This is a genomic window from Oceanobacillus sojae (assembly GCF_900162665.1).
Taxonomy (GTDB): Bacteria; Bacillota; Bacilli; order Bacillales; family Amphibacillaceae; genus Oceanobacillus; species Oceanobacillus sojae_A.
The window spans coordinates 675830-689388 of record NZ_LT727812.1 but is presented as its reverse complement, the minus strand read 5'-3'; the positions used below and the strand labels follow the sequence as shown (position 1 = coordinate 689388).

The following is a 13559-nucleotide window of genomic DNA, read 5'->3' as shown; positions in this document are numbered from 1 at the left end:
CAGTCAGAAAACATTCTTGGAATATAAGAATAATCAAGAAAAAGTGACTTCCTGATTTAAATGTGGAAGTCACTTTTTCTGTTTTACCAGGCTTTGCCTTGGAATTATATACTATTGGGGAGAACCATCATTTGACGTTGCATCCTTATCTTGCATTTCGCCGTTATTTGGCAGGCTGTCGCTATTTGGCAGTTCGTCGCCATCAGGCATTTCACCATCATTTGGCGTCATGCCAGGTCCACCGCCCATCATGCTTCTTTGTGTTGCTTCTTCACCAGTGTCCGTTACATTGGTGATTGTATCTGAAAGCGTCAAGGAACCTAATTCTATGCCGTTAACGATACTTCCATCTTCATAGTAGCCATTTTTCTCCGAATTATCGGCTTCCGTTCCTTGAATAAGCGTATAGGTTTCACCAAATTTTAATTCAGGGGAGGAAATAACCAGATGCTGGAATGCTTTACTTGGCTGATAGGTTGCGATCACATTTCCACTGCTGTCTTGCAGACTGATAATTGTTCCTGCTTCTTGTGCTTCGGTAAAGTAAATCCCAAAAGAAGCTTGGGAAGAAGACTCTGAAACATTCATTGCCATACCATTACTTCCAGCAGTAATCAATATACCGCCACTTAACTCAAAAGTGCCATCGTAATCCAACGCGCCATTTCCATTATCCGTTGGTCCATCTACTGTAACGGTTCCGCCTGACATCTCTATGTTTCCATTGCTGTCCAATCCGTCACCCTGTGCATCGACTGCCAAGGTTCCGCCGTTAATGATAATCATTTTGCTATCATCTGCCTGTCCAGCAGCACCACCAGGGCCACCAAAAGAATCACTAACCGACGTTTCTGATTCTTCTGTTGTCCCGCTATCACCGCTGGCATTCAATCCATCATCGCTGGCAGTAATTTGAATATCACCATCATTGATGGTAATAACACCTGCTTCCAAGCCTTCATTAGAATCAGTCACCGTAAGATCTCCGCCATTAATCGTCAAATTGTTATCGGCGTGAATCCCATCATCTTCAGAAGCTAAAAGAAGATCACCGCTTTCAATCGTAATATCCCTATCACTATGCAAGCTGTCATCTGCAGAATTAATGTCGTAATTGCCGCTTTGAAGCAACAGCTCTGTTCCGGCTTTGATACCTTTGTAGCTTTCTTCACTGGAAATAGTTTCTGCACCTGTTTGGATGGTTATATCAGCTGCCTGCAGACGGGCCACCGTTTCAGCCTGAATGCCATCCCGTCCGGAAGTGATTGTGAAATTACCGCCGTCGATGGCAATAAATCCTTTTGTTTCGTCATCACTGTTATTCGCTTGGATCCCGTCTCCTTCTTCTGTAGTCAGCGTATAGATGCCATCTAAAATTTGTACAGAATCTTTTCCTTTTAAGGCATTGTTTTTGACATTAACTGTATAACTGCCAGAAATTAAAATTAAGTCATCTTTACTGCGAATCCCGTTATTGTAGTTCCCGTTGACAATCAGTTCGCCTTCCCCATTAATCACCAGATCCTCTTTACTAAAGAAGGCTGCATCGAATTCTGTTTCGTCATCAGCAAGCTGATAATCTGTGCCATCTGTTAAGATATTCGATGTGCCATCTGCTAAAGTTGTAACAACTTTTTCTGCCTGTTCAATTAAAATGGCAGGTCCTTGAGAATTGGTAATGGTTACGTCTTTCAGTACTAAATGAACCTTTTCTTCCTTGTTCACATTTACAATGACCTGACCGTCAGCAAGCTCTCCGCTTAAAACATACGTACCTGCTTCCGTAATGGTTACAGTTTGCCCGTTAACGTTGATACCTTCTGAAGCTGTCATATCCTCTGATAATTCGATCGTGGGGGCAGAATCATCATAGCTGGTGTCTACATCTTCCTCTTCGTAGCTTCCAAAGGTATCGCCAGCCGCTGCTTCCTGGCTGGTTGAGACAGTAGTTTCATCGGATGCTTGAGATAGACTGTTATCTCCTGTAACTGTCGTATTCTGAGAACAGGCACTTAATATTAGAGCAGTTATAAGAGAAACACAAATTATTTTTTTCATCAATTTCCACTTCCTTTTTTATAATTCGTCGCGGTTTGCAGCGACTTTTCCTAAAATGATTGGTAAATTGCCATTGCGGACACGAATGGCATCAATGAACGCTTTTTCCTGCTGTTGATCTTTTAAATGTACAATGTAACGTATTTCGTATAAACTGCCCATCGTTGTAGTACGAACAGAATCTAAATGGTGGTCATAAGCAAATTCGTCAAAAATATTATCGAATAGATTTGGATAATCTAAATCTTCCGGAATAGTGATTCTCAGCTCTCGTTCTGCAGATTTGATATTACCAAATTTAGTGTGATAGATAAGTAATAAAAAGGCAGCGACAATCACGGAGAATACAGCGATATAAGAAACATAGCCCATTCCGGTTGCCAGACCAATACCCATGGCCCAAAAGATACTTGCAATTTCCCGGGCGCCCCCAGCAACGGAACGGAAACGAATTAGACTAAATGCTCCCAGTACGGCAATTCCTGTTCCAATATTACCGTTTACCAGCATGATGACGGATTGGACTAGGACAGGGAGTACTGCTAAGGTAATCACGAAATTTTTTGTGTAAACATTACGATACATATGCGTGAAGGCAACTAAAAGGCCTAAAATAATAGAAGCAAGAATACAGATTAGCAGCTCGCTCAAGGGAATGGATGTTGCGCCTTCTGTAAATAGACTAGATAACATGGAATAGTTCCTCCTTAAATAAATGACGTTGATAAGTTTGTGCGTATTTTGAAAAATTTCCTTTTTGAATATGATATTTTGTTAATAATCCCACAAACCATAAAGGGTAGGCTCCCATTGCTTTAACTTCCATTAAAACATCCAACTCTGGAGCAACGAACGCACCCCGTGCTGCATCTAAATTTAATTTTCTATCCTGATAACGAATGTTTTGGTCGAAAGTTACCCGGAAATCCTCTTCGACTTCGGAAAAAAGAGAGAAACGATCGTAGGAAATTAAAACTTTCGGTGACAAATCTGGATGTTTGAAAAACAGCCAGGCAATTTCTTGTCCAATTTGAGATTGATCGATATTTTCTGGTAAAGCTCCTGTATGCTGCCAAAAAAGGTATGTTTCATAACTGATTGGTAATCGTCTTTTATAGACAATCCCTTTGATTTTCTTTTTAATTTCTAAAAAGATAACACTATCAGGTCTGGGTGTACCGTAACTGCGAATCCGGAATTTTTCCTTATATATGGGCTTATCCATAGAATGTCGAATGAATCGATAATCCGCTGTGTCATAATAGAGGGAGCGGATGGTATGCAATCCGTATTGATCTACAGACATATGTGCTTGCAATTCTTCAAAAAAGCTGGAGAACTGTGTTTGATTCAATAAATATTTGGTTTCTTTTCGCTGAAAAACTTTTTTCAAGCTCATGTGAATTCCTCCTTGTTTGCTGGTGTGATAAAAGAATAATTCACGAACCTTAAAGTTAGCTTAAACAGATAAAAATTTTTTCTATCCCTTGTATTAAGGTTTCTTTAAGTTAAAAATGATATGATACAGCTAAAGAAGGTGAAGTTAATGATTAATTTTCTGCTGATAGAAGACGATGTGGTGTTGTCTGATACGATTAAGGAAATTGTATTAGAATTAGGCGAGGTAACCCAAATTTATGATGGCAGAGAAGGGCTCTATGAAGCTGTATCGGGAGTGTACGATTTAGTAATTTTGGATTTGATGCTGCCTGAAATGAATGGCTATAAAGTGCTGGCAGAATTAAGAAAACAAGCACAAACCCCTGTACTTATATTAACCGCAAAGGACGGTCTGGAGGATAAAATCGAAGGCTTTGAAAAAGGAGCAGATGATTATTTGACTAAACCGTTCCATCGGGAAGAACTCCTCGTGCGAATCAAGGCAATATTAAAACGCTCGTTGGGTTTATTCGATGAAAATACATTAAGCTACAAAAATATCGAATGTCATTTAGCAGTAAAAGAAGTGTGTTTTGGTGAAAAAGTTTTACCGATTCAAGGAAGAGAGTTTGATTTACTAACCTATTTTCTCCAAAATCAAGGGATGATTCTTACAAAAGAACAAATTTTTGACCGGATTTGGGGCTTTGATTCAGAGACGACATTAACTGTGGTGGAAGTATATATGAGTAATCTACGAAAACATTTGCGGCAAACCGGTTTGGATAAAGAATTTCGTACGTTGCGTAATGTAGGCTATATGTTGAAGGGAGCGAACAATGAATAAAAACCTTTCCAGTAAACAGCGAAGTGCATTTTTCTTCATGAACCTGAGTGCTTTTGCTATCATCTTTGTTCTTCTGGGAATCATTATTTTGCAAGTATTAAGTCAAACAGCTTATCGTGAAACCGATGAAACCTTAGTAGAAATGACCCGAAGGTCAGAATTTATTCAACAGGAAATTTTCCGTTATCAAGCAGATTCGTTGATTTTTCCGACAAGTGAACAGCCGAAGGAACCGCCTCGAAGTCCGTCCAGTAATTCATTCAACACACAGATTATTTTATGGTCGAAAGAAGGAGAGATTTTAAACAAGGAAGCATTAGGCGGACGTTTTTCTGAACTGGAGAACCTTCGTTTGGAAACAGCCAATCTGGAGGAGGTTGAAACCCTTGCTTTACAAAGCGTTGTTGAAAATGAAGAATTAATTTTTCATTCCATCACACAGTCGTACGATGACAATGAGATTGCATATGTTCAAATCGTTTCAAATGTTAACCAAATCCAGCACTCCTTACAGAATTTCCGCATCATTGTCATAGGTTGTATGATTGTTTTTTGGTTATTCTCCATTGGCGTGAGTTATTGGTTATCCACCAATTCTATGAAACCTGTGCTAAAAGCATGGCAGAAGCAGCAAGAGTTTGTTGAAAATGCTTCGCATGAATTACGAACACCATTAACAATTATTCAAAATCGTCTGGAAGGGCTGTTTCGTAAACCAGATCATACCATTATTGACGAATCAGAAAATATCGCTCAGGCCTTAAACGAGACCAGAAGATTAACTGGTTTGACAACGGATTTGTTAACCATCGCCAGAAGTGATGCCAATCAACTGACTTTGGATAAAACAGCAACAGACACAACAGAATTTTTAACAGAATTAGTCACCCCTTTCAAAGAAATGGCAGAAATTGATGATAAGACATTCGATTTAATAACGAAAAATACATTAACAGTTCATTTTGACCAAAAGAAAATATATCAAGTATTTGTGATTTTGCTAGATAATGCTTTAAAGTATACCAAGCCGGGAGATAAGATTCAGGTAATTTCTACGAAAGAGTATAAAAGCTGGGAAGTCCATGTAACAAATACTGGGCCATCCATTTCAAAAGAAGCACAGGTGCATATTTTTGATCGTTTTTACAGGGAGGATAAATCCCGTGCGAAAGAAACAGGCGGCTATGGTTTAGGGCTTTCTATAGCAAAACAAATTGCTGAAGAACATAAAGGAGAAATTACTGTTGAGAATCTTTCCCCACAGGGGGTAGATTTTTGCATCAAACTTCCAAAAAACGAGAGGTGAGAAAGGATTAGAGAGTGATGGTTTGTAAAAAATCGTCGCAGGAATCTATTTTTGAGCCAAATAATTGGCAGTTTTTTAGATTCGACTAAACCAAACCAGTTCATGCAGTTATTAGCGGTCATGAACTCGAAGGAAATCTAGAGCTAACGTATAAAAAAACTCTTTCCCGTAAAAATGGAGAAAGAGTTTTTTATAACTGGTTATTGCTTTTTATAAGCAATTTGAATTTAATCTTACATTCCAATAAGAACTAATTCCTACACCTTCCGATACCGCCGCATACCTAAAATATTCAACGTAACAAAAACAACAATAAACAAAACTAAAATAGATAATGGAACCATTATCTCCCCAAGCGTAAATCCTTTTAAAACAACATCAATCATCGTATTTCCTGCATAGTACAATGGCATAATCGGTGCAATCCATTGCAGCCAGGGTTCCATTGTATCTACATTCAGCATGCCAGAGAAGAATATCTGCGGAATAATCACAAGCGGAATGAATTGAATCATCTGGAATTCGCTGCTGACAAATGTAGATAGTAAAAGGCCGAGCCCAAGTGCTACGAGACTCAATAAAATATTGATAATAAACATGTTGGTGATGGAACCGGCGATTTCCATATCTAAAATATACACTGAATACAAAATAATAACAGCTGTCTGCAGAATAGCAAAGATGCCATATCCGAATAAATAACCGAATACAATCTCGGACTTTCTAATTGGTGTAGACAGCAATTTCTCCAATGTGCCGCTGCTTCTTTCCTTCAGCATAGACATGCCGGCAATCAAAAAGACAAAAAAGAATACGAAAAAGCTGACTAAAATCGGATTTAAAATTTCAAAAAAAGTATAGCTTTCATCGCCATAAATATATTCTACGGTAATTGGGTCTTCATCCATATCGATTTCAGAATCTATGTCTGTATCGATATCAGTATCTACATCCATATCCATATTTATATCCATGTTCTGAGCGACTTCAGGAGGAAGCTGGGTCATCATTTCATTGATACTTTCCATCATATCTTTTACACCTGCTGACATGTCTTCCATATTATTTATCATGTCATCAATATTATCGGAAAGGTCATTTAAATTTGATTCCATTACTGCTTGGGAGCTTCCCTGGATAGCCGGCCCTTCATCCATCGGGTTATCATTTAGAATGGTCAATGTCCATTCTCCGTCTTTTTCCTCTAAAACAGCACTGGCATTTCCATCTTCCAGGTAAGGCTTTATATCAATCTCATTTTCTTGCTTTACAATCATATCATTGTCTTCCAAAATATCGATCACATCATCACTGACATTGACAGCAGCAATAGTTACCTCGTCATCCGGGTCTGGGAAAATATAATTCAGCAATGTGATCACAAAAATAGGAGCCAGAAACAAAAGTGCAAGGGTTCGTTTATCACGAAGGACTTGTTTGCAAATCCGTTTAATTAGCTGCAGCATTCTCATATTCTTGTTCCTCCAATTTTAAAAAGACTTGATCAATATCACTGACACCAAAGTTCTCCAGTATTTCCTGAGGGGTGCCGCTTGCTGCAATTCCTTTATTTTTCATTAATAAAAGCTGGTCACATTTCATGGCCTCATCCATAATGTGTGTGGTGATTAACAGAGTACTGTCCTTTTTTAAATCATGCAGCTGATCCCAGATGCTTAATTTGAGAACCGGGTCAATCCCTACCGTCGGCTCATCTAAAATCAGATACTTGGGCTGATTGATCAGGGCAATCGCCAGAGAGAGGCGGCGTTTCATCCCGCCGGAATAGTGCTGTACCAATTTCTTTTTGTCCTGTTCAAGCTGGACGAGATTTAGCGTGGACTGAACTGTTTTATTGGAAATTTTTCTTCCATACATATGGGCAAAAAACTGAATGTTTTCCAGCCCGGTTAAATCATGGTATAGGGAATCACTTTGTGCCATATAGCCGGTTTTGTTTAAGAGCTTACGGTTTGGAACGGTCGTATTATCTATCTGGATAGAGCCGGCATCGTATTTTTCCATTCCCATTAAGCATTTAATCAAAGTTGTTTTTCCTGTGCCTGATGGACCAATCAGTCCGGTAATTTGATTTGCGGCAATATTTACGGAAATATCCTGTAGGATAGTCTGTTTTCCAAAGCTTTTGGATATATTGGATAATTTAATCATTCTTGTTATTCTCCTCTCTTTAAAATATATAGTGAGTAATCACTCACTATATTAACAGAAAAAATAAAATGTGGCAATTCCTCTTTGAAAACTAGGAGAAATAAAAAACATTGGAAACAGAAATCACTATTATTTATATGATGAAAAGCAGGATACTAAAGCAGCTGCTTTAGTATCCTTTTGACACCGGCGGAAGTTTTCTTATTTACCGGCTATTGTTTCCTTTGGGAAAAACCACAGAATAATAAAGGTAAGTGTGCCAATTAAGAATAGACCGAAGAACACTGTATGGAACGCATATGCTAATCCATCCTGCATCAAAGCAAGCGTATCCGGCGAAAGTGTTTCTCGCATTCCTTCATTTAAGACAGCATCTGTACTTGGCATATCATCGATTGCCTGCTGCTGATAATATTGCTGCAGACGCAGATTCAGGATACCGCCGAGCAGCGCAGTACCGATTGCACTGCCGATGATACGCATAAACATGTTTAAAGATGTGGCCGAGCCTCTTGCTTTCCAGGATACACTATTTTGGATCGCTACTATAAAGGTTGTTGAAGTCAGTCCCATTCCTACTCCAACGATAAAAGAACTGAAGCCGGCATAAATTGGTCCTTTTTCAGCATCAAGCAGGAAAAAGAGAAATGTACCAGCAAATAATGCAATTCCGCCAAGAAATGCTGTTTTACGAAAGCCAATCCGTAATACTAAATGTCCGGCGATAGTAGAGGAGATTGGCCAGCCGATCGATAAGGTGCTTAAGGTAAAGCCGGCCACAATAGCTGATTCGCCCATGACTCCCTGTACATAAGTAGGGAGGAAGCTGCTTAAGCCTAAAATAATCATTCCTGAAAGTAAGGTGGCGATATTAGCAACGACCATTAATTTATTCTTCCATAAGGATAAAGGCATCATTGGTGCGGGGCATCTTGTCTCCTGCCAAATAAATAAGGAGATACAAATGAAAGAGAGACCAAGCAGTCCGAGTGTTTCAGGTGATGTCCAGGCCCAATTTGTCCCTGCTTGTACAAAGACAATAATTAGTGACGATATCGCTATGAAAAAGAAGCTTGTTCCAAGATAATCAATGGTTTTCTTTTCTTTATCCACTTTTTCATGGAAGAACAGAACAACTCCAGCCAATCCGATGATGCCAATCGGAATATTAATCCAGAAAATCCATGCCCAATCAACGTATTGAACAATCATACCGCCTAAAAGTGGCCCGGCAACGGAAGATATACCCCAGACGCTGGCTAAATATCCCTGTACCTTGGCGCGCTCCTCTAAGCTATACATATCTCCAACAATCGTAGTTACCATCGGATGAATAGCACCAGCGCCGAGACCCTGGATAAGCCGAAATACGACAAGAGCAGTCATTGTTTCTGCTAATCCGCATAATAAGGAACCAATCAGAAAGATAATAACCCCTATGACAAAGATGGGCTTGCGGCCAAATAAGTCGGCCAGTTTTCCATATATCATTGTAGTGACTGCCTGCATTAATAGAAAACTGGAAAAGACCCAGCTGTATAATGTAAACCCGCCCAGATCAGAAACAATGTTTGGCATTGCAGTGGCGATGATGGTTCCTTCAATTGCCGCCATAAACATAGATAATATCAGGGCTGTAAGTACAACAGGCCGTTTGGTTTGTTTATGTAACATCGAATTTTTCCTTCCTTCATTTCATCCGTTTTCCTGATATCAGATGATTTATCCTAACTGTCAGAAATCAATACTATTCTATAATCTAATTAGCTATATTGTAGCAGAGACATTCTTATTTTGTAAGAAATGGAATGTCAGTTTAATAGTTCATAGCCTGAAATGCGGCAGTACAGATATTCTGGAGCTTCCCGGTTCAAAATGCTACAATGAAAGAAATATTTTTTCATTTTAAAATAAGAAGGAGGAAATTGCTAATTGAAATTGCCAAACGTGAAATTAAGAGAGTTAAAGCTGGAGGATGCAGAAGATCGCTATAAGTGGTGTTTGGATAAAGAGGTGACAAAGTATTTAAATGTTCTGGATACATACCCGCCTTTCACTATGGAAGAGACGAAAAATTGGATCCAAAAATGTATGGATAAATCAAACGGTTATGAACAAAAAGCAATTCTCACTGAAGATGGAAAGCATATTGGCTGGATTGATTTAAAAAATATTGACAGGTTCAATCAGCATGCTGAACTGGGAATAACGATTGGGGATAGAGCTTTTTGGCGGAAAGGGTATGGTATAGCAGCGATGAAGAAGATGCTGGAATGGGGGTTCCGGGAATTCCATCTTCATAAAGTCTGGCTGCGGGTGGATATGGATAATCACAGAGCGATTAAATCCTATAAACGATCTGGTTTTATAGAAGAAGGTATTCTGCGCGAAGACCGTAAAAGAAGTGACGGATTTGTGGACCGGTTAAGAATGAGTATTCTTCAATCGGAATTTTTTAAAGGAGGATAAACAGAGATGCTTAAAAAAATATAATTTCCCTTTGTTGTGAATTCTTAAGATAAACGGGAACGGCCTGTAAAAATGGACGATACCTTTATTTTTCGGCGTAATTATATGTTAATAATAACAATAAAAAGGCTATTGCAGCCCTTTTATCGTCTTTTAAGCTAATTCAATCTTATAAACTCCACGATCAGTAGTAATAAAAAACTTTTTCCCATTAAATTCGTACAGGGAATTATCCTCCAGAGGGATTTCATAATTAGATGATGGGAGCGGCTCATTATTCATTGCTGACAATGTTTCTATTTGGCCATCCCCGTTCAAAAACAAACTATGCCTCGGTACATAGTCATCGATTCGGCGTGTGTTCTGGTCATAGGATACGCTTTCCAAATGAATTACTGTTTGATCGATATCGTTGTTTTCATGCTTTGTAATCTTAATTGTTCTTCCGCTCCATTGCTGAATCAAGGTATTAAACTCCTCAATTGATAAAAAATCATGTTCCATAGAATAACCCCTCCTGCGTATAATTTCTCCTGAATTTAACAATAATATGCAGAGGAACTCAGTAAAAGTAAGGATACATTGCAAGATAACCCGATTCGGTATAAAGCTGGTTACATTTTTCATATACCCAGAAGCTCTGCTTAATGGTACGGGAGCTATGATTTATCCATATCAATTAAGTACAGCAGATATAAAAGTCTTTACATAATGAAGCGATTCCATAATTAAAAGGAACCGCTTCATTGTATGAATTATTTATCGTGTGCCCGTTTATCAGCAGCACGGCTTCTTGCTTGTGCTTCTTTATCATCTGCATCAGCCAGTTCATCAGAAAATTCGACGTCTATGCCATCTGTTTTCTGATTTTTAGGGGTCTGTGATAAATAATTATTTTTTCTCTTCTTGTGCTCATCTCTGCCCAATTGAATCACTCCTTTTTACTCTGTACTTATACATCTGTATTTTTAACAGGTTTACTGTACTTATTCCTTTTATTTGATTCTTTTTTCACAGATAACCGTCTAAAAGATTCGTTTTATGGAGGAAGAGTGAACATAATGTACATAGAAATTTATCTTTTACCAATTAGAAATTTTTACATGGCACATGTTTAGTAATACAAAAAGAAAGGAAAAGAGATAAAAAAGGAATAGTGAGGTGAGAGGCGAATGAGTAATAAAGATAAGCGTTCTTCAAAGAGCGGGAAGCCGAATCGGAATGAAGAAAGAAGAACGAAACTGGATGAACATGAGGAACAGAAATTTGTAGATGATATACCAATGGAAGATTTAAAAATAGAAGCGCAGGATGAGAAAAAGAAATCAAAATCGAAGGATGATTCACAAAGTGAAAGAAAGTACAGGCAGAAAAGGAATGAAGGTAAGGAAAGACCCTGAGCCCAGCAGCTGAGGGTCTTCTTCATGATGTTGATAAAAGCAATATTCATTTGAAGACAGTTAAAAAATGAACTGTTATATTTTCTTCAGAATAAGAACGCGCAGGCTATGACTGACATTTTTATAGTAAAGTTTAAAATGATAAAATTAAAATCTGAAAATATATTCTTTTCTGTTGCTTTATATGGTAAACTAAATTCCATCCTAATGGAGTGAACAGTTCTGTATAATTATTCGTTAAAATGAATTGTTATCTATTGATGCTTTCATATTCCAGATTAAATGTACAAGGGCTGGTGGATATTTATAACATAACTGCATCATAATGATAAAATTGGTACAGCAGGAAAGAAGGGAGAACGAAAATGGAACATATGGGGTGGCTGTCGCTTATTCCGCCGATTTTGGCAGTTATTTTAGCGATTATTACAAAAAACGTTATTATTTCATTATTTTTGGGAACCTTTACAGGCGTCCTCATCATTGTAGGAGGAAATCCATTAACTGCAACAACGGAGACGATAGGGAATTTTCTGTTTCCGCAATTAACGGACAGTTATAACGCAGCTGTACTTGTTCTGTTGTTTTTTATCGGCGGATTTGTTGCTCTGGTGGAAAAGTCAGGAGGCGGAGCTGCGCTTGCTGCCAAGACTGTCAAATCTATTAATTCGAAGGTTAAAGCACAATTATCTGCCTGGTTAGGCGGTTTGATTATTTTCTTCTCAGATTTAGGAACTCCTTTAATTATCGGTCCTATTTTTGAAAAAATCTTTGATAAAGCAAGAATTTCAAGGGAAAAACTGGCTTATATCATTGATTCCACGTCCTCTCCGGTAGCTGTGTTAATTCCTTTTATCGGCTGGGGTGTTTATATCATGGGGCTGATAAAGAGTGAATTTGACAGTTTAGGAATAACGGCATCAGAATTCGATACATTTGTGCAAGTCATCCCTTTTCAATTTTATGCTATTTCCGCAGTTTTGATGGTACCATTGATGGCTGTATTAAAATTGGATTTTGGTCCGATGGCTAAGGCAGAACGCAGAGTCAGAGAGACTGGTGAATTGTATTGGAAGGATTCAAAACCGCTGCGCAGATCAGATAATCAAACGGAGGCCAATCATCAGGAAAGTAAAGCTATTCTAATATGGCTGCCTTTATTAGTGTTGTTCGTTACTTTGTTCAGCCTATTATTAACAAAAGGATTCCCTTTTGAGCCGGTGGACGGAAATGATTTCCGTGTTTCTTTGACAACAGCCTACTTATTTGCAGCAATTACCATTTTTATTTTATTAATTATTTTCCGTTTGAAAAAATTTGGAGAGATTTTTGATATTTATACCACAGGCATGCAAAAGATGGTTTATGTGGCAACAACCCTCGTTTTAGCTTGGTCACTCGGAACAGTAATCGGTGAAATGGGGACAGCAAATTATATTGTTGAATTGATGCAGGGGAGGGTCCCGGCATTTATTATACCTGCTTTACTTTTTGTTATTGGTGCCATTGTTTCACTGGCTTCCGGTTCTTCGTGGGGAACATTTGCGATTATGCTTCCTGTAGCTATTCCGATGGCAGTTGCACTGGATGCCCAGCTGCTTGTCTGTATCGGTGCTGTATTATCAGGCGGTATTTTTGGAGATCACAGCTCTCCAATCTCTGATACAAGCATTCTGTCATCCACTGGAGCAGGTGCGGATCATATTGATCATGTGAAAACCCAGTTCCCATATGCGTTAACCAATGCCATCATTGCTTTAATCGGTTTCGTAGTGGCGGGATTGACCGGCAGTCCGTGGACTGTTGTATTAACTGTTGTACTACTTGTGTTAGCAGCGTTCTTCTTATCAAAGCTTACAAAACATAAATATGAATCAAATATCAGTGTGTAACAATACATGTCTTGCAGATGATGCGAGGCATGTTT

Annotated in this window: 13 protein-coding genes; 5 read left to right on the top strand and 8 right to left on the bottom strand. The window is 38.5% G+C overall.

The genetic code is table 11. The features are described from left to right. Nucleotides 1–111 precede the first annotated feature (111 nt). From BN1068_RS14135 to BN1068_RS14125, 3 genes are read right to left on the bottom strand one after another with little or no spacing between them, the layout of a single operon-like run. Entirely contained in the window at nt 112–2058 is a 1947-nt protein-coding gene (locus BN1068_RS14135; RefSeq protein ID WP_077603493.1) for a carbohydrate-binding domain-containing protein, read from the bottom strand. Nucleotides 2059–2076: 18 nt separating this feature from the next. After that, complete coding sequence (locus tag BN1068_RS14130) at nt 2077–2751, bottom strand: DUF4956 domain-containing protein (RefSeq protein ID WP_077603492.1); 675 nt, start codon at nt 2749–2751, stop codon at nt 2077–2079. Continuing rightward, the gene (locus tag BN1068_RS14125; RefSeq protein ID WP_077603491.1) at nt 2741–3457 is read right to left on the bottom strand and encodes a polyphosphate polymerase domain-containing protein; all 717 of its coding nucleotides are present in this window, start codon (nt 3455–3457) and stop codon (nt 2741–2743) included. Before BN1068_RS14125 ends, BN1068_RS14130 begins: the two co-directional genes overlap by 11 nt. A 147-nt stretch (nt 3458–3604) precedes the next feature. Between BN1068_RS14125 and BN1068_RS14120 the strand changes: the two genes are divergently transcribed. Next, nucleotides 3605–4285: a response regulator transcription factor gene (locus BN1068_RS14120; protein ID WP_077603490.1), complete on the top strand. Its 681-nt coding sequence runs from the start codon at nt 3605–3607 to the stop codon at nt 4283–4285. Beyond that, nucleotides 4278–5591: a sensor histidine kinase gene (locus BN1068_RS14115; RefSeq protein WP_077603489.1), complete on the top strand. Its 1314-nt coding sequence runs from the start codon at nt 4278–4280 to the stop codon at nt 5589–5591. Before BN1068_RS14120 ends, BN1068_RS14115 begins: the two co-directional genes overlap by 8 nt. A 257-nt stretch (nt 5592–5848) precedes the next feature. Here BN1068_RS14115 and BN1068_RS14110 read toward each other — a convergent pair whose 3' ends face one another. From BN1068_RS14110 to BN1068_RS14100, 3 genes are all read right to left on the bottom strand, one after another. After that, the gene (locus BN1068_RS14110) at nt 5849–7063 is read right to left on the bottom strand and encodes an ABC transporter permease (protein WP_077603488.1); all 1215 of its coding nucleotides are present in this window, start codon (nt 7061–7063) and stop codon (nt 5849–5851) included. Further along, entirely contained in the window at nt 7041–7763 is a 723-nt protein-coding gene (locus tag BN1068_RS14105; protein WP_077603487.1) for an ABC transporter ATP-binding protein, read from the bottom strand. Before BN1068_RS14105 ends, BN1068_RS14110 begins: the two co-directional genes overlap by 23 nt. Before the next feature lie 201 nt (nt 7764–7964). Further along, complete coding sequence (locus BN1068_RS14100) at nt 7965–9437, bottom strand: MDR family MFS transporter (protein WP_077603486.1); 1473 nt, start codon at nt 9435–9437, stop codon at nt 7965–7967. 258 nt (nt 9438–9695) lie between these two features. On the opposite strand from BN1068_RS14100, the gene BN1068_RS14095 reads away from it, so the two are divergent. Then, nucleotides 9696–10232 carry a GNAT family N-acetyltransferase gene (locus tag BN1068_RS14095; protein WP_077603485.1) on the top strand — a complete coding sequence of 179 codons (537 nt, stop codon included), beginning with the start codon at nt 9696–9698 and terminating at the stop codon, nt 10230–10232. A gap of 153 nt (nt 10233–10385) precedes the next feature. On the opposite strand, the gene BN1068_RS14090 is transcribed toward BN1068_RS14095, so the two are convergent. Beyond that, nucleotides 10386–10736, bottom strand: coding sequence for a protein YmzB (locus tag BN1068_RS14090; RefSeq protein ID WP_077603484.1), 351 nt, complete (start codon nt 10734–10736; stop codon nt 10386–10388). Nucleotides 10737–10987: 251 nt separating this feature from the next. Next, a complete protein-coding gene (locus BN1068_RS14085) occupies nt 10988–11158 on the bottom strand; it encodes a YfhD family protein (RefSeq protein WP_077603483.1) in 171 nt (56 codons plus the stop codon). A gap of 246 nt (nt 11159–11404) precedes the next feature. On the opposite strand from BN1068_RS14085, the gene BN1068_RS14080 reads away from it, so the two are divergent. Beyond that, nucleotides 11405–11632, top strand: a complete 228-nt coding sequence (locus BN1068_RS14080; RefSeq protein ID WP_077603482.1) for a hypothetical protein — start codon at nt 11405–11407, stop codon at nt 11630–11632. A 365-nt stretch (nt 11633–11997) separates the two neighbouring features. Continuing rightward, nucleotides 11998–13524, top strand: coding sequence for a Na+/H+ antiporter NhaC family protein (locus BN1068_RS14075; protein ID WP_077603481.1), 1527 nt, complete (start codon nt 11998–12000; stop codon nt 13522–13524). Nucleotides 13525–13559 lie beyond the last annotated feature (35 nt).

Excerpts from the sequence above, each read along its gene's own strand:
- BN1068_RS14105 (WP_077603487.1), bottom strand. The coding sequence starts at position 7,763 with ATGATTAAATTATCCAATATATCCAAAAGCTTTGGAAAACAGACTATC.
- BN1068_RS14080 (WP_077603482.1), top strand. The coding sequence starts at position 11,405 with ATGAGTAATAAAGATAAGCGTTCTTCAAAGAGCGGGAAGCCGAATCGG.
- BN1068_RS14100 (WP_077603486.1), bottom strand. The coding sequence starts at position 9,437 with ATGTTACATAAACAAACCAAACGGCCTGTTGTACTTACAGCCCTGATA.
- BN1068_RS14125 (WP_077603491.1), bottom strand. The coding sequence starts at position 3,457 with ATGAGCTTGAAAAAAGTTTTTCAGCGAAAAGAAACCAAATATTTATTG.
- BN1068_RS14135 (WP_077603493.1), bottom strand. The coding sequence starts at position 2,058 with ATGAAAAAAATAATTTGTGTTTCTCTTATAACTGCTCTAATATTAAGT.
- BN1068_RS14115 (WP_077603489.1), top strand. The coding sequence starts at position 4,278 with ATGAATAAAAACCTTTCCAGTAAACAGCGAAGTGCATTTTTCTTCATG.
- BN1068_RS14090 (WP_077603484.1), bottom strand. The coding sequence starts at position 10,736 with ATGGAACATGATTTTTTATCAATTGAGGAGTTTAATACCTTGATTCAG.
- BN1068_RS14120 (WP_077603490.1), top strand. The coding sequence starts at position 3,605 with ATGATTAATTTTCTGCTGATAGAAGACGATGTGGTGTTGTCTGATACG.
- BN1068_RS14130 (WP_077603492.1), bottom strand. The coding sequence starts at position 2,751 with ATGTTATCTAGTCTATTTACAGAAGGCGCAACATCCATTCCCTTGAGC.
- BN1068_RS14110 (WP_077603488.1), bottom strand. The coding sequence starts at position 7,063 with ATGAGAATGCTGCAGCTAATTAAACGGATTTGCAAACAAGTCCTTCGT.
- BN1068_RS14075 (WP_077603481.1), top strand. The coding sequence starts at position 11,998 with ATGGAACATATGGGGTGGCTGTCGCTTATTCCGCCGATTTTGGCAGTT.